25 protein-coding genes and 1 pseudogene are annotated in these 22,429 nt (G+C 33.6%); 5 read left to right on the top strand and 21 right to left on the bottom strand.

All coding sequences use genetic code 11. From position 1 onward, the window contains the following. Positions 1–6 precede the first annotated feature (6 nt). The 6 genes from C794_RS05565 to C794_RS05540 all read right to left on the bottom strand — a co-directional run bounded on the left by C794_RS05565 (position 7) and on the right by C794_RS05540 (position 4,998). Positions 7–477, bottom strand: coding sequence for a thioesterase family protein (locus tag C794_RS05565; RefSeq protein ID WP_017796138.1), 471 nt, complete (start codon positions 475–477; stop codon positions 7–9). A gap of 17 nt (positions 478–494) precedes the next feature. Continuing rightward, positions 495–1,418: a 3-hydroxyacyl-CoA dehydrogenase NAD-binding domain-containing protein gene (locus tag C794_RS05560; protein WP_017796137.1), complete on the bottom strand. Its 924-nt coding sequence runs from the start codon at positions 1,416–1,418 to the stop codon at positions 495–497. 14 nt (positions 1,419–1,432) lie between these two features. Then, positions 1,433–2,311, bottom strand: coding sequence for a beta-keto acid cleavage family enzyme (locus C794_RS05555; protein ID WP_017796136.1), 879 nt, complete (start codon positions 2,309–2,311; stop codon positions 1,433–1,435). 185 nt (positions 2,312–2,496) lie between these two features. Continuing rightward, entirely contained in the window at positions 2,497–3,072 is a 576-nt protein-coding gene (locus tag C794_RS05550; protein WP_017796135.1) for a TetR/AcrR family transcriptional regulator, read from the bottom strand. A 220-nt stretch (positions 3,073–3,292) separates the two neighbouring features. After that, a complete protein-coding gene (locus C794_RS05545; protein ID WP_017796134.1) occupies positions 3,293–4,267 on the bottom strand; it encodes a bile acid:sodium symporter family protein in 975 nt (324 codons plus the stop codon). A 161-nt stretch (positions 4,268–4,428) separates the two neighbouring features. Further along, positions 4,429–4,998 (bottom strand): TetR/AcrR family transcriptional regulator, encoded by a 570-nt coding sequence (locus C794_RS05540; protein WP_230199337.1) that lies wholly within the window; start codon positions 4,996–4,998, stop codon positions 4,429–4,431. Between the two features lie 136 nt (positions 4,999–5,134). On the opposite strand from C794_RS05540, the gene C794_RS05535 reads away from it, so the two are divergent. Further along, entirely contained in the window at positions 5,135–5,896 is a 762-nt protein-coding gene (locus C794_RS05535; RefSeq protein ID WP_017796132.1) for an SDR family oxidoreductase, read from the top strand. A 91-nt stretch (positions 5,897–5,987) separates the two neighbouring features. Here the strand turns inward: C794_RS05535 and C794_RS05530 are convergent, their stop codons facing one another. Continuing rightward, on the bottom strand, positions 5,988–6,734 hold the full coding sequence (locus tag C794_RS05530; protein ID WP_017796131.1) for a sulfite exporter TauE/SafE family protein: 747 nt from the start codon (positions 6,732–6,734) through the stop codon (positions 5,988–5,990). A 154-nt stretch (positions 6,735–6,888) separates the two neighbouring features. Here C794_RS05530 and C794_RS05525 point away from each other — a divergent pair, with 154 nt between their 5' ends. Continuing rightward, the gene (locus tag C794_RS05525; RefSeq protein WP_017796130.1) at positions 6,889–7,698 is read left to right on the top strand and encodes an alpha/beta fold hydrolase; all 810 of its coding nucleotides are present in this window, start codon (positions 6,889–6,891) and stop codon (positions 7,696–7,698) included. Positions 7,699–7,723: 25 nt separating this feature from the next. Here the strand turns inward: C794_RS05525 and C794_RS05520 are convergent, their stop codons facing one another. Together C794_RS05520 and C794_RS05515 are read right to left on the bottom strand one after the other, a co-directional pair. Then, the gene (locus C794_RS05520; RefSeq protein ID WP_017796129.1) at positions 7,724–8,119 is read right to left on the bottom strand and encodes a DUF3221 domain-containing protein; all 396 of its coding nucleotides are present in this window, start codon (positions 8,117–8,119) and stop codon (positions 7,724–7,726) included. 40 nt (positions 8,120–8,159) lie between these two features. After that, on the bottom strand, positions 8,160–8,453 hold the full coding sequence (locus tag C794_RS05515) for a hypothetical protein (RefSeq protein ID WP_017796128.1): 294 nt from the start codon (positions 8,451–8,453) through the stop codon (positions 8,160–8,162). 375 nt (positions 8,454–8,828) lie between these two features. On the opposite strand from C794_RS05515, the gene C794_RS05510 reads away from it, so the two are divergent. Continuing rightward, positions 8,829–9,167 (top strand): hypothetical protein, encoded by a 339-nt coding sequence (locus tag C794_RS05510; RefSeq protein WP_017796127.1) that lies wholly within the window; start codon positions 8,829–8,831, stop codon positions 9,165–9,167. A 7-nt stretch (positions 9,168–9,174) separates the two neighbouring features. Here C794_RS05510 and C794_RS05505 read toward each other — a convergent pair whose 3' ends face one another. The 10 genes from C794_RS05505 to C794_RS05455 form a co-directional block, all read right to left on the bottom strand. Next, the gene (locus C794_RS05505) at positions 9,175–9,588 is read right to left on the bottom strand and encodes an NUDIX hydrolase (protein ID WP_017796126.1); all 414 of its coding nucleotides are present in this window, start codon (positions 9,586–9,588) and stop codon (positions 9,175–9,177) included. Positions 9,589–9,865: 277 nt separating this feature from the next. Then, complete coding sequence (locus tag C794_RS05500) at positions 9,866–11,767, bottom strand: glycoside hydrolase family 127 protein (protein ID WP_154648773.1); 1,902 nt, start codon at positions 11,765–11,767, stop codon at positions 9,866–9,868. Positions 11,768–11,865: 98 nt separating this feature from the next. Next, a complete protein-coding gene (locus tag C794_RS05495; RefSeq protein WP_017796124.1) occupies positions 11,866–13,344 on the bottom strand; it encodes an alpha-N-arabinofuranosidase in 1,479 nt (492 codons plus the stop codon). A gap of 44 nt (positions 13,345–13,388) precedes the next feature. Next, positions 13,389–13,799 (bottom strand): DUF4064 domain-containing protein, encoded by a 411-nt coding sequence (locus C794_RS05490; RefSeq protein WP_017796123.1) that lies wholly within the window; start codon positions 13,797–13,799, stop codon positions 13,389–13,391. A gap of 28 nt (positions 13,800–13,827) precedes the next feature. Next, the gene (locus C794_RS05485; RefSeq protein WP_017796122.1) at positions 13,828–14,667 is read right to left on the bottom strand and encodes a carbohydrate ABC transporter permease; all 840 of its coding nucleotides are present in this window, start codon (positions 14,665–14,667) and stop codon (positions 13,828–13,830) included. A gap of 28 nt (positions 14,668–14,695) precedes the next feature. Continuing rightward, entirely contained in the window at positions 14,696–15,574 is an 879-nt protein-coding gene (locus C794_RS05480) for a carbohydrate ABC transporter permease (protein ID WP_017796121.1), read from the bottom strand. A gap of 38 nt (positions 15,575–15,612) precedes the next feature. Continuing rightward, the gene (locus tag C794_RS05475) at positions 15,613–16,878 is read right to left on the bottom strand and encodes an extracellular solute-binding protein (protein ID WP_017796120.1); all 1,266 of its coding nucleotides are present in this window, start codon (positions 16,876–16,878) and stop codon (positions 15,613–15,615) included. Positions 16,879–17,298: 420 nt separating this feature from the next. Next, positions 17,299–17,652 carry a DUF4181 domain-containing protein gene (locus C794_RS05465; RefSeq protein ID WP_039819592.1) on the bottom strand — a complete coding sequence of 118 codons (354 nt, stop codon included), beginning with the start codon at positions 17,650–17,652 and terminating at the stop codon, positions 17,299–17,301. Between the two features lie 18 nt (positions 17,653–17,670). Then, a complete protein-coding gene (locus tag C794_RS05460) occupies positions 17,671–17,853 on the bottom strand; it encodes a hypothetical protein (RefSeq protein WP_017796117.1) in 183 nt (60 codons plus the stop codon). A gap of 95 nt (positions 17,854–17,948) precedes the next feature. Continuing rightward, on the bottom strand, positions 17,949–18,773 hold the full coding sequence (locus C794_RS05455; protein WP_017796116.1) for a metallophosphoesterase: 825 nt from the start codon (positions 18,771–18,773) through the stop codon (positions 17,949–17,951). Positions 18,774–18,899: 126 nt separating this feature from the next. On the opposite strand from C794_RS05455, the gene C794_RS05450 reads away from it, so the two are divergent. Beyond that, positions 18,900–19,748 (top strand): YitT family protein, encoded by an 849-nt coding sequence (locus C794_RS05450; RefSeq protein WP_017796115.1) that lies wholly within the window; start codon positions 18,900–18,902, stop codon positions 19,746–19,748. Between the two features lie 200 nt (positions 19,749–19,948). Here the strand turns inward: C794_RS05450 and C794_RS19730 are convergent, their stop codons facing one another. Continuing rightward, positions 19,949–20,458 (bottom strand): AAA family ATPase, encoded by a 510-nt coding sequence (locus tag C794_RS19730; RefSeq protein ID WP_017796114.1) that lies wholly within the window; start codon positions 20,456–20,458, stop codon positions 19,949–19,951. A 24-nt stretch (positions 20,459–20,482) separates the two neighbouring features. Further along, a complete protein-coding gene (locus C794_RS05440) occupies positions 20,483–21,076 on the bottom strand; it encodes a hypothetical protein (RefSeq protein ID WP_017796113.1) in 594 nt (197 codons plus the stop codon). A 244-nt stretch (positions 21,077–21,320) separates the two neighbouring features. On the opposite strand from C794_RS05440, the pseudogene C794_RS20655 reads away from it, so the two are divergent. Beyond that, positions 21,321–22,196: pseudogene (locus tag C794_RS20655) on the top strand (superoxide dismutase). Positions 22,197–22,429: the final 233 nt, after the last annotated feature.

Genomic DNA, 22,429 nt, shown 5'->3' with positions numbered 1-22,429 from the left:
AAATCATTATTTTTTCTTTATTCCTATTACTCTTCCAGCTTGTTTTGGTTTCTCTTTCAATTGATGATTCTTCCAAACATGATTAATATTGTCATTTACATGAGGTAGAAATGGTGCTGGTTTCCCTATTTCCTGATCCATGCCCATTAGCATTTGCTCACTTGTTGCAATAACAACTTCGTTTGTATTTTTCATCGTAAAAAATACATGTAATCGTTTGGAATCTACATCCAACAATTGCAAATTCACGTGAAGTTCTTCACCTAAATGAGCTTCATTTAAATAGCAAAGATGCGTTTCCAATGTAAAGAGCGTATATTTTTCATTCTCGATGACTTCTTTAGTCAGGCCAAAAAACTCCATCAAAGAATCCACGGCACAACTGAAAACAGAAGCATATGCGGCATCATTCATATGACCGTTATAATCTACCCATTCTTGTATTACTTCTGATTTGAAACTAAAAGTTGTATTCATCTTATTCATTTCACCTCTTATGGCCAATAATCTTCGACAAGATCAATAAGTTTTACTAAAAATTCATTTCTTCTTCTCTCTAACTCTTTTACAGAGCGATCATTAGCATGTGTTTCACAACCTTGAATCACACGTTCTTTTAATTCATCTGTTAATTCTGGTGCTTCTAGTTTGGTCCAAGGTAACTTTAATGCTGGCCCGAATTGTTCTAACATATGTCTCATGCCTTCATTTCCACCAGCTAAATGGAACGTCATAAATGGTCCCATTTGCGCCCAACGTAAACCAGCTCCATAAGTAACTGCTTTATCTACTTCTTCTGTTGTCGCAATACCATCATTCACCAGGTGCAATGCCTCACGCCAAAGGGCCTCCATTAAACGATCTGCTACAAACCCTTCAATTTCTTTTTCAATGACCATTGGTTTCATTTGTAAAGATTCATAATAAGCCAATGCTTTATCCTTAATTTCTTTTGTCGTAGCTTCACCGCCAACAATTTCTACGAGTGGAAGTAGGTAGACTGGATTGAAAGGATGAGCTACTATTAAACGTTCCGGATGATTTAAGTCTATTTGTAAATCCGTTGGCTTAATGCCAGAAGTACTGGATCCAATAATAGTATTCGAATGTGCAAAACGATCAATTTCTTTGAGTACACCGTGTTTTAATTCATAACGCTCTGGTACACTTTCTTGAATTAAATGTGCATCTTTGACAGCTTCTTCTATACTATCTACAAATGTAAGAGAATCTCTAGATGCACCTTCTTTTAGCCCTAGTTGTTCTACTGATTCCCAAGCATTTTCGATTGTTTGCATTGTTCTCTCTTTTGCACCATGGGCAGGATCATAAGCTACAACTTCGCACCCGTTTGCAAGAAAACGAGTAATCCATCCATTACCAATCACTCCTGTACCAATAACAGCTACTTTTTTCATTTTGGATCTCCCCTTTATTTACCTCTCAAGTTATAAGCCTCTCTTGCTTCTTGAGGGGTCATTATCTCTATATTATTTGCATGTAATTGATTTACCGCTTGATCTACTAAAGCTTCATTTGTTGCTAATACACCTTTTTTTAAATAAATGTTATCTTCTAAGCCAACTCTTACGTTTCCTCCAAGTTGGGCAGCCTGAGTTACCATTGGTAATTGATTTCGTCCAATACTAAATGCAGACCAATGTGCATTTTCAGGAATACGTCCTTTCATATACAACAACGTATCTAATTCAGCATCTGCTCCCCATGGAATTCCGAGACAAAATTGGAACATCGGATCATTATCAATTAATCCTTCTTTAATTAATTGATTTGCAAAATGAACATGTCCAGTATCGAAACATTCAAGTTCTGGTTTTACTCCACTCTTTTGCACAAGTACCGCCTGTTCACGCAGCCATTCAGTTGGGCTCATGTAGATCATGTCACCAAAGTTTGTAGACCCACAATCCAACGTACACAACTCTGGCAATAATTCTCCAATAGGTTCGTGTCGTTCTGATGGAATCTGGATATCTGTCCCATTTCCTCCTGCTGCTGGTGTATCTAAACTTGGAATGAAATCTCCTCCACCGCCAGAAGTAATATTAATTACTACATCTGTTTCAGAATCACGAATTCGATCTACGATTTCACGATAATGTTCTATATCATGACTGATTCCACCTGTTTTTGGGTCTCTTGCATGAACATGCGCCACAGTAGCACCTGCTTTAGCAGAAGCAATCGCAGATTCAGCAATATCCTTGGGTGTAACCGGAACATTATGATTTTTTTGAATAGTATCTCCTGCTCCTGTAACAGCAGCGGTTAACATCACTTTGCTAGTCATCTTATACCTCCTATAAATTTATAATAATTTATCTTTTATACTATACCGTTCAGACGGTTTATTTATCACAAGTGATACTATACCATCCAGACGGTTTTATATCAACAGCCTTTTTCATTTTTTTACATAGTTTGTCATTTTTATAAAATACTTCATTAAAAAAACTACCTAAAAATATAGGTAGTTTAATTACTATCTTTTTCTTTCTTTTCAGCTTTTATATATAAGTCTTGAATCCACTCATGGAGCCTTTTATATACTTCTTTCTTCTTTTCATCATCTATATTATAATGCTCCAAAAGTTCAGCTAACCAAATACCGTCTGCTGCTAGTCGTATGATCGTTGCATCGATTGGATCTAACCCATCATTTTCAATATTATTTTGCCATTTTTCATAAGCATCATGAAGTGGAGCCATCAATTTAGGATTAACCGCTTTTGCTGCTAATAGACCTGCATGCATATCTTTATTTGGATATCCTTGATTAAAAGTTACATTTAAGAAAGATCTCGTCCATTTTCCTCTTTCCAATGGATCTCTTTCAACATTATCACTTATTTTATGTTGATAATTTTGTGCTAAGTGTTCCACCATTCCTTTTACAAGAGCTTCTTTAGAAGGAAAGTGATATAACAACCCGCCTTTACTAATGCCCGCTTCTTTCGCTACAGCCTCTAATGTTAAATTAAAAATCCCTTTGTCACTTACGATTCCTGATGCTGCATTCAGGATTGTAATTTTACGTGATTGTTTTGACAATTTCATCATCCTCAGCACAATAAATATTTTACAATTAATTTCACTATACTACTCAGACGGTTTATTTTCAATATATTATTATCTAGGATTTTCTAATACTGAATAAATTATTACACAGTATTTTTTTGTAAATATCATTGTGTTGAGATAGAAAATTAAGGATATAATAAAAAATTAGTTTCATAAAACCTTAGGAATATATTTTTCAGTCGTAACTTATTCATCCCAGGTTTTGCACTTTTTCATTGCCAATGGAAATATCTTTACTGCCTCGTTTTGACCAATATGTTGCTAATAAAGGTCCTGAAATATTATGCCACACACTAAAAATCGCGCTCGGTACCGCCGCTACTGGTGTTGCCGCAAATGCTGTTAATGCTAGCGTTGACGCGAGACCAGAATTTTGCATACCTACTTCGATCGATATTGCTTTTTGTTCGGAAAAATTGAGTTTAAACAGTTTAGCAATAAGAAAACCTAGACATAAACCAATCAAATTATGTAGGACAACAACTCCAAAAATGAATAGACCAGATGTTGCTATTGCTTCGGTATTTATTGCAACAACCGCACTTGCTACAGCAACAATTCCAATTACAGATACAAGTGGTAGAACAGATACGCTTTTTTCCACTTGATTACGGAATAACATACGTACCCCGACACCCAATACAATCGGCAGTAATACTACCTGTATAATGGATATAAACATACTCGTAAATGAAACTGCCATCCATTCACTAGCTAATAACAACGTTAATGCAGGCGTCATAATTGGTGCAATTAACGTAGATATTGTTGTCACGGATACGGATAACGCGGTATTCCCTTTAGCTAAATATGTCATAACATTCGATGCAGTACCACCAGGGCAACATCCTACTAGAATGACTCCCACCGCAATTGCTGGAGGAAGTTGAAAAAGTACGGCTAACCCATATGCTGTAAATGGCATAATTGTATATTGCAAAATCACAGCAATCAATACACTCTTCGGAGCCTTTATTACTCCCTTGAAATCTTTTGGCGTAAGTGTCAACCCCATTCCAAACATAATGATTCCAAGAAGGAGCGAAATATGTGGAGCAATCCAAGAAAAACCACTCGGAAAGATGAAACTGATTACCCCAAATAATAGCACCCATATTGCAAAGGTGTTACCTGCGAAAGAACTCACTTTCTCTAAAGATTTCAAAACAACATCCTCCAATCTATTTGTATTCTCATTATAATAACAATAATCTGATAATAAAGTCTATACTATTTTAACAATTTAAAGAGGAAAAGGATTAAATGACTATTGAAATATCTAACATTCTCTCCCTCTTTATACATTCAACTTGTCAACCTGCTCAACTAGCTTGGAAAATTTATAATTTTTAATAGTTGTTGATTCAATTCATCAACTGGTGTTTCATAATTTTTTCGGTGCCATTGAATTAACAAACCAAGAATTGCGTTGGTTTGATAGCTTAATAAATAATCCTTATTTATATTAGTAATTGTTTTCAGCGGTTTTTCGATGGAATAAGACATCAACAAACGAATCCGGTCAAAAACGGAATAATAATACGTCATTGGAATACGTTCATTAAATACTATTTCATAAAAATTTTGATGTCTTTTCACATGATCAAATATTCTTATCATATTTGCATCTAGTTGATTAATATTGTCGTTCGTCTGTTTATATGGTTCATCATAAGAAATTTTTAAATCTTCTACTATTTCTTCAAAAGTTTGTTTAAATACTTCTTGAATATTTCCGTAATGCAAATAGAATGTTCCTCTATTTACATTAGCCTTACGACACAGTTCAGATACAGTAATATCTTCTAATGACTTTGATTTTAATAAAGAAAATAATGCCGTCCGGATGTTTTTTTCTGTCTTTATGATACGAAGATCTTTTTTCAATTTCTTCACAACCTTTTTATTGAACATGTTTATGACGAACTGTCGATTAACCAAAAACGATACTCTATTATAATAGAAAGCACCTCTATTTTACAGTATAATTTTTATTGAACAGATGTACAATAAATTTTAGGGGGAGATTGAAATGAAACTACAAAACAAAGTAGCTATCGTTACAGGTGCAGCGTCTGGTATGGGTAAAGCCATTGCTACTCTTTATGCTAGTGAAGGTGCAAAAGTAATTGTCGCTGACTTAAATGAAGAAGGCGCTCAAAGTGTTGTTGAAGAAATTACAAACAATAACGGAGTTGCAACTGCAATCAAAGTTAATATTGCTCAAAAAGAAGATATTGATAAGATGATTGATACTGCTGTTGAAACTTACGGTACATTAGATATTTTAGTAAATAATGCCGGAATTATGGATGGTTTTGAAGCAGTTGGTGATATTGAGGATGACCGTTGGGACCTCATTTTTGATATAAATACAAAAGGAGTTATGCGCGCAATGCGTAAAGCTATACCAATTTTCCTTGAGAAAGAAAGCGGTGTTATTGTAAATACCGCTTCTACTGGGGGATTAAATGGTGCGCATGCTGGTGCTGCATATGGCGCTTCTAAGCATGCTGTAATTGGATTAACCAAAAATACAGGATATATGTATGCAAACAGCGGCATTCGTTGTAATGCCATCGCTCCAGGGGGGGTTGCTACTAATATTACTTCCTCGTTAAAAGGATTCAATGAATTCGGTATGGGACGTACAAAAGCAGTTCAAGGTGTTATGCCACGTGTTGGACAACCAGAAGAGATTGCACAAGTGGCACTTTTCTTAGCATCTGATGATGCAAGCTTCGTTAACGGAACAGTTGTAACAGCAGATGGCGGTTGGACAGCTGCATTTTAATATAGTACCAACTTAAAACAAAAACAAAACCGAACTTTTCTCCGTTTAATGTTAAATTAACTGGATGCAAGTTCGGTTGTTTTTATCTGCACTAATTAATAAGTAAATTGATTCCACCTATCGTTGCTAAGACTAATATAAGTATAGTAAATACATTTTGCGGTATAAGCGGTAACACTTTCACTCCGATTATAGCTCCAAGTACGATAATCGGTGCCATTGTTAAATTAAATATTAATGATTCGGTAGTAATTAATCCTAAGTACATATAAAAAGGAAATTTAATCACATTAACTGAAAGGAAAAACCAAGCACCTGTCCCCACAAATTCTTTCTTTGGAAGCCCTTTTACAAGCAAGTATATCGTCATAATAGCACCAGCTGCATTACCAACCATTGTAGTAAAGCCACCAAGCACTCCCATTAAAATTGTAAATGTCAATGAAGTCGGTAGCATCTCATTAAATTTACTACCCAGCCTCTCTCTAACCACATTTAATGCTATCATGATTAAAACAATAATACCGATGATTGGTTTTAACTGTTCATCATTGACATACTGCAGTACAAAGAAGCCTGTCAAGATTCCAATTAACACCCAAGGTATCAAATTCGTTAGATACTTCCAAACTACATTTCTACGATAATATGTAACCGCAAATAAATCTCCAATTAATAACATAGGAAGTAATATACCTACTGATTCCCGTGCAGGAAATACAAACATAATTAAAGTTACAACTAAAATAACTAAATTGGGTAATCCAGACTTTGAAAATCCAACAAATAATGCACAGATAAGAACGATAAACCAATCTAATAATGAAAAATCAAACATAAATATGCCTCTTTTCTCGCTGTATCGAATTATATATACTATAGTTTACATTACTAACCTTATTTATCTCTAATTCAACTAATTTTCAGAAGGTCTTTTTCAGTTTTTATTGAAATATACTAATAGAAAATTAAAAATGTTGGAGGAGATAAAGATGGAAGATTTTTTTGTAGAGGTAGAAGAAAATGTAAAACTCTATGTCAGTGATAGTGGTGGTAAAGAGAATGTGCTTGTTTTTATCCCTGGGTTCACTTTTACATCCGAAGTGTTTCATCATCAAGTTAGTTTTTTTTCGAATAATTATCGTGTGATTGTTATCGATCCAAGAAGTCATGGAAAATCTACTAAGACTGCTCATGGCAATGATTACCTTACTCATGGAATGGATTTACACAAGGTTTTACAAAGCTTACGTTTAACGAATATCCATTTAGTTGGGTGGTCTTTTGGTTGTCTAACTGTATGGGAATACGTCAAACAGTTTGGAAGTGATAATATTAAATCTACCATACTCATAGATATGCCGCCTAAATCATTATCCGTAAATGAAAATGATTGGATCGAAGGAAGATTGGATGATATGGCTCATGTTTATCATGCCAGTTTACGAGATGAAAAAGGCCAAAAGGAATTTATTAAAAGTTACAGTGAAAATGTAATGATTCAGCGTAAACTAACCGAGAGTGAATTAGATTGGATTATTGATCAATCATTACTAACTCCTCCATATGTAGCTGCTAGCTTGTTTGCCTCTGGATTATTTTCTGATTATCGTACAGAAGCACGACAGCTTAGTTTAGAAATTCCTACTTTATTTGTGCTTGCAGAACATTGGTCCGATGTTGCAGAGCCTTATATGAAACAATTAGCTCCAACAGCAAAAATAGAAGTATTTGGTGGACATATGATGTTTTGGGAATATCCCGAGAAATTTAATGCGCTGGTGAAGAATTTCTTAGAATGAATACATTTCGTAATAATAGTAAAAATTACTCTTCAATTACTTCAACATAATAGGCATTCGTTCTCGCAGGTAAGGATTCCATTAACTTATCGCTATAGATACGCACTTTTTGATTTACTTTTACATTGTGAAACAAGTTGTTACCTTTGACATCTTGATGCTCCGAAACAATTATAAGCCCATTATGTTTGGAAAAAAGATGCCCTGTAACTCTATTGATAAAAGAAGTAGGTTCATCTGCAATCCATATTTTGTTTGTTAATCTTTTCGAGACGACGTAACCCTGAGCTGTAAAACTATACGCATCATCTACCTGTTCAACTTGGTGTTTTGAATCAAGATTTATAATAAATACATAGGATATTAACACGATTAATAACAAGCAAACTATTATCCTTCGATAAGATACAAGTTTATTCATCAAGTACTAACTCCTCTCATATCATAATTGCGTTTTCTTTTTAAAAGGATGCAAAATGGATAATAAAAAAACCAACAAACAAAGAAATCCATGGAATAAGATGAATAAAAATAATTTCTGGATATGAAATATGTTCTATCTTACGTTTATAAATATAAACCCCTAACAATACAACGCTAAGGAACCAAATAAGCAAAATGAAGAAATATTCAGGTGCCACAAATGTTTGATCTGTATAATTCTCAGCAATTGTTCCGCTAGCAAAAAATAACGTTATAGCAATAACAAGAAAACCGCAAATGATTAAATTAATAACGATCAATGCTATTTTCAACTATTCTCATACCTTTCATTTTATGGTGCAAAATCAATGATTCCAGTAATCAAGAAAATAAAAATCATCCAATAAATAATAAAGGATCCAGAAAGTATCAACGCAATAGTTGGAATTACATTCTTCTCTGACTTTTTCAATCTACCAAACATAGAAAGGATAAATACCTGCTGCAGTTAATGCCAAAGTAATATAATCTCCTGTTAAACTGCCTATGTTTGCAATTCTAGTAGGTTTCACAAATACGATTAAAAAACAGATGATACCTATTACAAGTGAAACGCAGCTACTGCTCCATTCTTCTTTTTAACCAATGTTTGATTCATTTTTAGTTCTCCCTATAATTATAATTAAACAAAAAACGGGGTTATGATGATGAAAAAGCGATCAATGTTTCTTTTCATTTTATTATTGCTCGGAGCATGCAATACATCAACAGAAAGTAACTCCTATCAAGGAATTATCAGAATTCATGATACTAATTATTATTTTGATGATGCAGAGAACTACACCCAATCTGTAAAAATTGGTGAAATCAAGGAGCAGACACCCCCTGATGTTGTACCCGTTAGACATTTACGTTCCAATACTGAAGCCAAAGGATCTGAAATTTATTCTACAGTAGAAAGCTCCAACCATATCATTGTAAAAAATAAAGTCACTGATGAAATATCTGTATACACCTCACAAGAAAAGAGGTTGACTTCAAAATAATTTATATTCAAAACTCTATGCAAAAAGGATGTGTTCTTTCATCTAAGCAATATTTAATTCTTTCTTTAAAATTAGGTAAAGTAACCATATCTAATGCTTCTTTAATAGAGAAGTAGCCTGTTTCTAAACTCTCTAGTGTAGTGGATGGATTCCCTCCTATTGGTTTGGCTAGAAATAAAGTGTTGGTAATCGAATGTTGAACATTTTGAAATACACCACAGAACTTTATTATTTCAACATCTACGCCAGATTCTTCTTTCGTTTCTCGAACAGCGGCTGCTTTCAATGATTCCCCTTCTTCAACTTGACCACCAGGCATCTCCCAACCTCTAATTGGACCTTTAATTAATAAGATTTCATCATTCTCATTAATGACAATCGTTGCTGCTGATATAAAATGTTTTGGGGCTGAATATTCCATTTAAACCCTTCCTCCTATACAAAAGTACTAATAACTTAAATACTTCTAGATTATTAATAGATATCCTGCTCTAATGATAATAAAACAAATAATTACATAATCAATACTCTAACAAAGAAATGAAAAAACCGATTGATAATTGGAATATAAAAAAATCATCCATATCACAAAACGGTTTATTTCACTTCTTTATAACTGTTTGGAGTCGCTTCAAAAAAACAAAGCTTTTTCCGGTAATGAGTGAACCACAATGACCTCTAATTAATACTAAATCCGATTACTTCTCATTTATCCAAACCAACATTTCTCCTGGTTTTCTATTACACCATGAATAGTATGGAATAGCTTTTACTTCGATCGGAGTGAGGTTCATTTTCGATTCCGCATATAAACAATCCTCTTGCCATAAAGAAGAATCTAAGCGATACGCCGTACCAAATAATTTTACTACCCCGCCTAATAACTCCGAATCAAATTCAGCATCAAGATAATTTTTATTAGTATCTACAAATATTTGCTGAAGATTTTCCCCATTATCTATCTCTTCTAAACAATATATAATTGGTCCTCGTTGTAAGGCAACCTTTCCAATATTTTGTCTAACTAGAGGATGGGCTTTCATTTGTTTAACAGACATAGGCAAAAGTAATTCAATACTATCTCCTTTTTTCCATGTTCGATTGATATAGACGTAGCCACCCTGTTCAATAGATTGTATGTCCATTTCTTCTCCGTTCACATTTAAAAAGGGGTTATCACACCATCCTGGTAAACGCAATGCAATAGTAAACTCACTTTGATAAGTAGGATTTATGAAAACCGAAACTTTTCCGTCCCACGGATAATCCGTTTTTTGTTCGATATCAACGATTTGGTTATTTACTTCTATAGAAGATTCATTCCCACAGTATAAATGTATAAATAACTGATCTTCCCTTTTTGAATAAATATAATGATGAATGGAAGAAATTAATCTTGCTAGATTCGGTGGACAACAAGCACAATTAAACCATTTTTGTCTAACTGGCTTAACATGATGATGACTGTGTCGTTCTGTTGCTTTCGGAAAAACTTCCAAAGGATTTACATAGAAAAAGCTCTTGCCATCCAATGACATTCCACTAATTGTACCATTATACAGTGCTTTCTCCATCACATCAGCGTACTTTCTATTAACATGTAAATCTAACATCCGTTTTGCCCAGAATACTAATGCAATCGATGCACACGTTTCCGTATAGGAAATGTCATTTGGTAAGTCATAATCAAATGAAAATGATTCACCAAACTCCTCTGAACCAACTCCACCTGTTATGTACATTTGTTGACTGGTAACATTATTCCATAATCTCTTACTAGCTTCTATTAATGATTCATCATTTGTTTTCAATGCGAGATCTGCCATGGCAGAATACATATAAATTGCTCTAACTGAATGGCCTACTGCCTTTTCCTGTCCACGTACTGGTTGATGAGCTTGATGATATTCATATTCTTTTGGATAAAAAAAGGCATTTTTATCATTTCTTGCCTCTTTTTCGATATCAAAGTAATGAGGTTGTCTGCCACGTTCGTCAATAAAATATTTACTCAAATTCAGATACTTCTCGATTCCTGTTACGTCATATAGCTTAACTAATGCTAGTTCTATTTCTTGATGACCCGGATAACCATGGATTTTACTATCTTCTTCCCCAAATGTATCTACAATATAATCCGCATATTTACACATTACATTTAAGAATTTATCTTTTCCTGTCACCCGATAATAAGTTACAGCTGCTTCTATCAAATGTCCGGCACAATAAAGTTCATGATTATCTCGAACATTCGTCCAGCGATTATTGGGTTCTGCTACGGTATAATAGGTGTTCAAGTATCCATCATCAAGTTGTGCTTTTTCCAATAGATTAATTAATTCATCAGCAGTTTCTTCTAATTTTTGATCGGGAAAATGTTCTAAACTGTAGGCTACAGCTTCTAGCCACTTTGCAACATCACTATCTTGAAACACCATCCCATAGAATTTACCTTCTGCTTCTCCTGCTGCAATTTTGAAATTTTTAATTGCTCTACTAGGTTCTGTATTAGGTATTCGATCATTTAATGCTTCCCACTGATACGGAATAACTTCTTCCTTTACTAATTGTAAATAATTATTCCAAAACGAATCCTTCATTGTAATTTTATCCAATGTTTACACTCCTAACGATTTAATAATAGAATTAAATACATGAAGGCCAAGAAGATTGTATAAATCCGCTCGGCCAAACATACTTATTTAATCGTTAATACTAAAACTGACTTCGATGGAAGCTCTACCTGTAGAGTATTTCCTTCTTGACTATAAGATGTAAATTTTTCTGGAACAACATTTTCAGGTTGTTCAAATGTGTTTTTCGCATTCATTTCATTTGCAGTTAATATGCGACCACTTATTTCTTTAACTTCTATCCCACGTAGATCTATATCAACCGGAGTTCTTGCATCTTTATCTAAATTACATAAACTTATATTGATCGTTCCATCTTGTGCTTTCGATGCTGTTGCGCTAACTGTAGGATAGGTTTGGTCATTTTCAATAATAGTATCCGTTCTCACATTTAATGAAAGTTTTTCAGCATTTTGATGGACCTTATACAGTTCAAATACATGGTAAGTAGGAGTTAAAATCATTTTATCTCCCTCTGTTAAGATCATTGCTTGAATAACATTTACCATTTGAGCAATATTTGCCATTTGAACCCGATCACAATGATCATGAAAAATATTGAAATGTACACCTGCCACTACCGCATCTCGAATGGTATTTTGTTGATAGAGAAATCCTGGATTTGTTCCTGGCTCTACATCATACCAGGCACCCCATTCATCAATAATCATTCCAATACGTTTTTCAGGGTCATATTTATCCATAATAGTTCCATGTTTTCTAATTAATTCTTCCATATACATCGTCTTTTGCATGGTAATATCCCATTCTTCTTCAGAAAAATCTACTGCCTGCCCTTTATTCTCAAAACCACCCGGATGCACATAGTAATGTAGGCTTAATCCATCCATTAGATGATGAGCTTCACGCATTAAAACTTCCGTCCAATGAAAATCATCTACGTTTGCTCCACCAGCAATTCGATAGATTTGATTGTCTCCATAATTTCTCACATAAGTTTGATACCGGCGATACAAGTCAGCATAATATTCTGGACGCATATTACCGCCACAGCCCCAATTTTCATTACCAACACCAAAATATGTCAGTTTCCACGGGTCTTCCTTCCCATTTTCTTTTCTCCAATTCGCCATTGGTGATTCCCCGTCAAACGTCATATATTCAACCCACTCGGACATTTCCTGAACACTTCCGCTTCCAACATTTCCACATATATAAGGTTCTGTTTCTAATAGGTCACATAACAACATAAACTCATGCGTTCCAAAGTGATTATTTTCTACAACTCCACCCCAGTGCGTATTAACCATTCTTTTCCTTTGTTCACGTGGTCCGACTCCGTCTTTCCAGTGATATTCATCCGCAAAACATCCACCAGGCCACCTAAGAACCGGAATATTTAATTTTTTCAAAGCATCTAGCACATCTTTCCTTATCCCTTTTATATTCGGAATGCTAGAATCTTCTCCAACCCATAGCCCTTCATAAATTCCTCTGCCTAAATGCTCAGCAAAATGTCCATATATATTTTTATTTATTTTTCCTTCTGTAATATCCGTATTTACGATTAGTTTATTACTCATGAATACACCTCTTTGTCGAATATTATTTGCTATTATTTTTTAGCTTAAGCTGCATTTGCCGATAGTCTTATAGCTTTATTTTTTGCTATATAAATAATAAAGACTAATAGATATATAACAAAACCTAAAATGTCCATACTTGCTAATTGAATAGCTGTCCATACACCAATCCAGATAAGGAATGTTTTTTGGATTGTATTATCTTTTAACTTTACTGCTATTAAAAAGTTAATAATAGCTCCTACAAAAACGAACAGTCCAAATGTCATAATTACTTTAGATATGTTATCTAACATACTCGCCCCCATAACTAATGACTCTGCTTCAGCACCTTCTAAAGCCACTTTCCCTTGTGCTTGGAACCAAGTATTATAGCTAAATATCGTTAATAATGATGTAATTAAATTCCATGTTGCACCAACAAACAATAATCTTCTTTCGGCTTTTCTACGCATGAGACGCCAACTCCTAACAGTCTAGAACCTATCCTTTTATACCTGAATTTAAATCAAGTGATTGAACAAAGTACTTTTGAGCGAAAAAGAATAACAAGACAGTTGGTATAATTGCTAATATCGCAGATCCCATCAATTGACCTATCATTCGATAGTTACCATATATATCTTGCAGTAATAGTAATCCAGCTGTGACTGGCATTTTTTCAACATCGGTATACACAATTACCGGCCATAAAAAGTCATTCCATGAGCCAACAAAGGAGAACAGTCCACATACAATTAAAATTGGCTTTATTGCTGGCAAAATAATTCTAGCGTAAATTTGAAAATCACTAGCACCATCTACACGAGCTGATTCATCCAGCTCTTTCGGTACATTTTTCATAAATTGCCTAACTAAAAATATATTCCCCATTCCTGCCAATCCTGGAACTATCATCGCCCAAGGTGTATTCACCCATCCTAATGTGTCAATAATTTTATAAGAAGGAATTAAATTAACTACATTCGGGAAGAAAGATATTGCTAATAAGGTAAAAAATAAAACATCTCTGCCTTTAAAATTCATTCTAGAGTAACCATAACCTGTAATTGAAATAACTATTACAACTAATAAAGTATGAGTAACTGCTATAAATACAGAGTTTCCTATCCATTGTAAAATTGGTGCTGATGATGTATCCGAAAAGATAGCAGCATAATTTTCCACTACCCAATTAACCGGAAGCATACGAAACCCTGCGGTAACCACTTCAGTTTGTGAACGAAAAGAAGTTGCAAAACCAAATATGAGTGGAATAAGCCAAATCACACTAACTACTATCAGAAATAGATAGGCTAAATACTTTGATATATTGTTTTTCATACCATCTACTCCCTTCATTTTTTAGTTATTAAGCTGTATTTCTATTCATCAAGTAGTATTGGAATGCTGAAATGACAAGGATGACTAAACCAAGCAGTACAGCCATTGCTGAGGCGATACCAGCTATGGACTCCCCATGGCTAAAGGCTAAATCTCGTATATACATCATAAGTACTGTTGTTCCTTGCCTGGGACCACCGTTCGTCATCATTAATGGTTGTGCAAAAACATTAAACGCACCTGCAGTTGTCATAACCATCGTATAAATCAATGGAAAACGAATGGATGGTAAGGTAATGCTAAAAAATTTCCTAATGGCTCCAGCTCCGTCAATATCTGCTGATTCATATAAATCCTTTGGCACCCCATTAATCGATGCTCGATAAATAATCATATTACCTCCGACACCTGCCCACACCGTAATTACGAATATAATTATCCATGCGTATGGTTGAGAAGATGCCCAAACCTCATCGGAGCCAAATAAATTATTAACAACACCCAATTGTTTATTAAATATTAATGACCAAATTAATGCTGCTGCGGAAATTGAGATAAGACCTGGTACATAAATAATCGTTTGAAAGAAATTCTTCATTTTTACACCTTTGTTCTCTAAAGCTACAGCAATTAATAATGGGATAACAATCATTAATGGAACACTGATTGCTACAAAGATAAGCGTGTTCTTCATACCATTCATAAATTGAGAATGAAAGGTTGAATCCGAATCAAATAATATAGTTTTATAATTATCCAACCCCACCCACACTGGATCTCCAATTAAATTCCAATTCGTAAACGAAGCATATATACCATATATGGACGGCAAAAGTATGAACACAATGAACAAAATGATATGAGGGCCGACAAAGAATATTGGTGATAGGTTGAATTTCTTTTTCATCTCTTTTCCTCCTCACCACATGCTTTCCATCCTATCCTCTATTCTTCTGACTCTTCTCCTGTATCTTCATAATTCTCCACATCTAACGTTCCTTCTTTCACTTTGTCGTCAACAAACTTCTGCATTTCTTCTAATCCTTGATCTATTTCCATTTCTCCATGTACGAGATCAGCAATGTACGTATCAATGGCTTCAGCAATATAAGGATAATGTTCATACGTATAGATGTGTAAGGATTCTTCTTCTGCTTCATTTTTCGTAAAGAATGACTGCATATATTCATCATACTCAGGTGACTCTACTACTTCTGTACTAGCAACAATTTGTCCTGCTTCCGCCCACTCAATTGAATGACTACGAATATATTCCAAAAAGTCTGCGATTACTGCCTCTTTCTCTTCCGATCTTTCTTCTTTATTCAACATGGAAAAAAGATGAGCAGAGGCTCTATTATGAAAATTATCTGGTGATGGTGCGTAGATATTAGTTACACCAAAATTCAGTCCTTCTACTTGCGCATGACCTGTGGAACTCCAAGTACCATCTGTTGAGAATAGTACATTCCCAGATTGAAACATTAGATATCCATCTTCACCATATGGAGTCATTAATCCTGCATCTGTAATTTCCTTTACTCGCTCTATTGCTTCTTTCATAACGGGAGTATTTACGGCTGGTTCTCCATTCTCTTGAATATCTCCATCTAAATTTTGAATTTGAGCCAATATCACCCAACCCATTAGAGCATCATTAACAAGATAATCTCCCTCTTCTAATTGCCCCTCAAGCGATAACATCTCATCAAAAGTCACTACATCATCATCTAACCAATTTTCGACACCATATTTCTCTAATAAATCCTGGTTGTAATACATTGCACTTCCATGAATATCAAGCGGAATTGTATATTGCGTACCATCAATCTCACCTGCTGTCCAAGCTTCTGCTAAGTAATTTTCTTGATTTATGTTTGATTGTGCTTCCATAACTCCTGTCATTGGCTTAAGTAAATCTTGCTTGACAAAACTTGGTACACGATCAGCATGAATTAAAGTAAGATCAGGAATCCCACTACCTGAATTCATTACCGTATATAATTTGGTATACATATCAGAGGTAATCACATGTTTAATTTCGATTTCTTGATCTGATTGTTCATTAAAATCATCAACTAATTGATTCATATAGGCACCATCATCTCCAGTTAACGGTGTCCAAAATTCAATTACATTTTCATCATTATTACAGCCAACTAGCATTAACGAAAGCAATACTAAAAAACTTAAATAAACATACTTTTTCATACAAAAACCCCCTAATTTTTTAATTGTATTGATAGCGTTTTCAATAAATATTCAACCAATCCTCTCCTTTGCTTATTTTTTGATTATCTGTTTAAATAAAACGCTTTCAAATTAACTTATACGTATAAATTTACGCTTATCAATTATATTAATATAATTTGTACGTATAATCAATAAGTTTTTTAAAATTTTAAAATTAACTAAAAATGATAAAGTTAACCAGCTTCTCTACACGTTTAAGTTCGTGTATTGTCCTTTATAGAGGCTATCACTGTAGTAAGCAATGTATAAATTCTAAAAAACAAAAGATATCTAACTAAATAAAAAACAGAAGAAATTGTTAGTCCTTTGTGGCCAACATTTTTCTTCTGTTGCATGTTATAAATTGAAACTTTATTGTCTCTAATAATTCCTATTATTTTATGTGTAGAAATCATAGACAATTGCACCTATCAATAATAGCCAACTAGTATTCACACTTAAAATAAACCGTTTATTTTCATAGTTGAATAAAAACTCCATTAAAAAGCGAAATAACTGCTGCATCGCTGGAATAATAAAAACGAATACAGTATATTGAGGGAACTGAGTAAATGTAAGTGGTATCGCAATTAACGTACCCGCATGAAATACTTTTTCCACTGTTTTATGCAACCGATTAACATACCTTTCTTTCGATTCAGGAATGTCTATCTGAAACTGCTTCACAAGAAACTTATTAATTGCAATACTTAAAATTACAATGCTAATTAATATCACTAAAGCTACAAACATAGATTTCATCCTAACCTCTTATATTACATCAATCCATTTAAAAATACCTCTTACTAACCAAATAATTAAGCGAATAGGCAAGACGATAATTTCAGGAATCCAAAACAGTATATCTAACACAAGATCTTTTTTGGTATAATCCTCTTTATTTTTTCTTTGCTTTCTCGTTTTAGCATTCTTTGTTTTCCACCATTCTCTCAATTGATTCTCTCCCTTTTTAATATATAACTATTGTACGATTATCTTAGAATCAATGTTTCAATTATTAAATTTCATTTCAACTCATAGTAAACGTGTTAATTTGTAATTTCAATCACACTTAGCTGACTTTGATTTAAAAATCGAACTGGTACCAAACTTGTACCTAAACCACTGTCGATATATAAAGATTGATTCTCTTTCAGTTGGTATACACCTTTTGTCTTTTTGGGAAATACCCCTTCATCAGGAGCTATTATTGGACCAATCAATGGAAACCTTACTTGTCCTCCATGAGTATGACCGCTCAAAATTAAATCAGCATCTATATCACGATATTTATCGGTCACAGCTGGAGAATGAGACAACAAGACTGTATATTCTAGGTTTTTAACATTTGTAAATGCCTTTTTCATATCCTCGTGATTTGTAGATACATCATCGATACCAACAAGATTCAAATTTATTTCTTTTATCATAATTTCTACTGAATTATTATTTAAAATCTGTACTCCTCGTTGTTCGAGTCCTAATAACAGTTCATTCCTTAAGTTATTTCCCCATTCATGATTACCAGATACAAAATAAACTTGCTGTTGAAAAGCGATTATTTCTTCTATTAAATGAAATACGTCTTGCAAACTATTAGTCTTTCTATCTATGATATCCCCAGTAATCACAACAATGTCTGGTTGCTGATTTTTTATTGTTTGTATTAACTTCTGGTTATTATCACCAAATACTTTTGCATGAAGATCGCTAATTTGAACCAATTTAATACTGGAATCATTAGTTATTTTATTGGATTTGAAATGTACTTTAGAAACTTTGAACACGTTTGTTTCATAATAAATATCAACAAGAATAGCTAATATAAATAAAGTGATAAGAACGAGAGACTTTTTTCTTGATAAACGTTTCAAAATAACAACTTCTTTCTGAAAATAAATAATTTAAAATTAATAATATCACACTTATCTCAGTTTTAATTTTTATAATTAGGGAAAAATTTAGTTTAGAAATGCTTCTAATAGGAAGGAGCTTACATAATGAAACATTTCTTGAAAGACTTTATTTTTATTATAATTGGAGCACTTTTTTATGCACTAGCTGTTAATATGTTAATCATTCCAAACAATTTTGCTGATGGTGGACTTACAGGTATGTCTATTCTCCTCCATTACGTATTTGGATGGTCTACTGGTATCGTTAACTTTATATTAGCAGCAATTATCTTAACTGTCGGATTCACTGTGTTGCCAAAAAGAAATATAATTCTAACTGCGATTACAGCAACACTGATTTCTTTATTTCTGTTCATTACAGAAAATAACATAGAACCACTGGCGGATCCTCTTGTATCTGCTATATTTGCAGGTTTCTTTAGTGGAATAGGCGCAGGATTGATTTTTCGTACTGGTAGTTCAATGGGTGGTACAAGCGTTATTGCACGAATGTTCCACCATAATTTAGGCTGGGATCTAACAAGAACAAATTTTGTTTTAGATGCAGCCGTAGTTTTAGCTGGTTTATTTTTTATTGGAACATTAAATACGATGTACACTATCATCTTATTGTTTATAGGTAAGAAAGCTACAGATCTTGTTATAGAAGGGCTGGATCCCAGAAAAGCAGTTAGTGTAATCTCCACTCATGCCACTGAAATCACAGACGTGGTAATAACTAATTTAGACACCAGCGCAACCGTATTTAAAGGTTATGGTGGTTATATGAAACAAGATGCAGACATGTCTTATATTATTATTAGCAAATATCAATTAATGAAATTAAAAAGACTTATTTACTCCGTTGATGAAAAAGCATTTGTAGTCATTCACGATGTACGAGATGTCACAGGTGGAAGCTTCGCTTGGGAGAAAAAACGTGGAAGGAAATAGAGACTGAACCTTCATTTAATGAAGGTTTTCTTTAGCTCTAATGAATGTTAGTACCACAAGGTCATGACCTAAAGACCCTTGAACAGAATAGGAGTTTTCCAGGTAAAGCTAATTTATTAATCATTATCTTATGGTAACTACTTTAGCTATTCTTCCTGCTTGGGTTTACAATTATGAGTTATTAATGTACGTTGTACTATTTACGTCATTAATTTTATAACCTCCGAAGCTGTTTCTTCCGTAGTTAGTTTTTCAGTATTAATATGTATTTGAAAGGACGCTCCAGATAATTGCTTTACATTCTTTTCGGTTCTATTCATAATCCATTCATTATTTCCATCCCCTCTCTTCATTAACCTGTCTAAAATTGTTTGTGGTTCTGCTACAAGTGTAAAGTGATGTATCTGAATTCCTTCTATTTTTAATCGTCCTATAATTTCTTGATAATATAGTTCATTTGTAAGTGTCATTGGTACGATCACAACTTTTTCTGTTTCTGTTGTTACCTTCTTTAATAAGTGGTAATTCCACATGCTCCATTCTTCATGATCCTGAAAATCTTCTTTCCATAATTCAACCGGTAGCTGTTTTTTAATTAGATAGCCTACTTCCTCTGGATCATACAAAAAGGAATTCGATATTCTTTTATGTAGTATTTTCGCAGTTTCTGTTTTTCCGACGCCAAATGTTCCATTAATCCAAACAATCATGTTACACCTTCTTTCAATCTATATTTACTCACTATATATTTCCTCTACTTCCCAATCATTTGAGTCTATTACTTCCGTAATTGTTTGTTTGATACGAGTATCTTGGGTGTCATATGGAATGTCAATCGTTATATTATTATCTGAAAAATGATAAGAAAATACTTTACGTGAACTACGATCAACAACCCTACTAACGTTCTCTACATCGTCCCATGCAATGTTATCTTCAGATAAGGTCCAAAAATCATTTCCATGTACCCCATTATCATCAAAATACGCATAGTGTGAAATAGAAAAGATAAATAATGGAATGGTTACAACTATCAATAATAGATGTACGACCGTTAATTTATATTCTTTTTCTTTTTTCTCCATATAGAATTTAGTTATTAAAAAGGATAATAGTATAACTGCAATTGAAATCATTGCGATTCCAAATCCTTTATAAGTTTCTACAGGACGAATAAAAATCCAATGATCATAAGAAAAAAATAATAGGTCTTGAATAAATATAACTGCTATCCCAGGAACAGCAAATGCAGAAACAAGTAAAAGTAAGCTACTGGTCAAGATATATGGAACGAGTGAATCTGCATCTATTTCACGTAGAAATTTCATATAATTCCTCCTCGACTTATATATACGAATCTACCTACTAAACAGTTTCAATATTTTTCGAATTTTTAAAGTATAGTTTACTAAAATCTAGTCTTCTTTTTCATATTCATCTCTCATTCCCTTTTTAAACTTATCTTATTTTTGAGACAGAAATTTTCTTGAAGATAAGCCTGAGATAGAGGAACCTATAGGTAATGAGTTCATAATATAATACCATCATGTTATTCAGGGGGAATATTATATTATGAGCTCTTACTCATTAGAAATAAGAAAATGGTATCAGGAGAATAAAGAATACTTAAAGAAAGAATTAGAATTAATTGATAACCAGCGTGAAAAAGAAGAATACGAAAGATTATACAATCAGGTTGAAACTTTATTAGAAACTGATTTAAATTATTATAGTGAACAATATATTTATCAATTACTATCTAAAGTTTATAATTTGTATGAAAGAAATCAAAGTGAACTACATGAGAAACATAGACAGTCCTATGTATCCATAGGCAATCATCGTCTACCACCACTTCCATATAATTATGATGCTTTAGAGCCTTATATTGCCAAATAAATTATGTATTTACACCATGATAAACATCATCAAAGCTATGTAGATGGTTTGAACAAAGCTGAAAAGAAGATGCAAGAAGCAAGACAATCAGGTGATTATGAGCTAATTAAACATTGGGAACGAGAGGCTGCTTTTAATGGTGCAGGACATTATTTGCATTCGATTTTTTGGGAAATTATGGCGCCTCATGCAGGAGGTAAACCTCGTGGAGAATTACTGCAAGCAATCGAGCGTGATTTCGGTAGCTTTGATCAGTTTAAAGCGCACTTTACACATGCAGCTGATCAAGTCGAAGGTGGGGGTTGGGCGATGCTTATCTGGGCACCTCGTTCTGGAAGAATGGAAATATTACAAGCAGAAAAACACCAAAACCTCTCTCAACAAGATATGATACCTTTATTAGTTCTTGATGTATGGGAACATGCCTATTATTTACAATATTTAAATGAGAAGAAAGATTATATTGATCAATGGTGGAATGTAGTCAATTGGCCAGCTGTCTCAGATCGATATTCTAAAGCTAAAAACCTACGTTGGAGTCTCGCTTAATAAAAATTTTACTACTTTATATAAATATAGCTTATGCGAAATCGTACTCCTAGAGCTTTTGCTTTATTTATTAATCGAAAATAGTGGGAAAAATCATCCGATCTTTCCCACTAACCTTAGTATCTTGTAATGTAGGATGTGCAATGAAGATAAACTTCAAGAATATATCTGTCTACTATAAGAACTTAATAAAAGTTAAACTTAATCCAAATACAATTAACACTAAAACTCTG

It is taken from the genome of Oceanobacillus kimchii X50, from assembly GCF_000340475.1.
GTDB classification, from domain to species: domain Bacteria; phylum Bacillota; class Bacilli; order Bacillales; family Amphibacillaceae; genus Oceanobacillus; species Oceanobacillus kimchii.
Note: the sequence above shows the minus strand (reverse complement) of the source record. Positions and strands in the feature narration are given on the sequence as shown.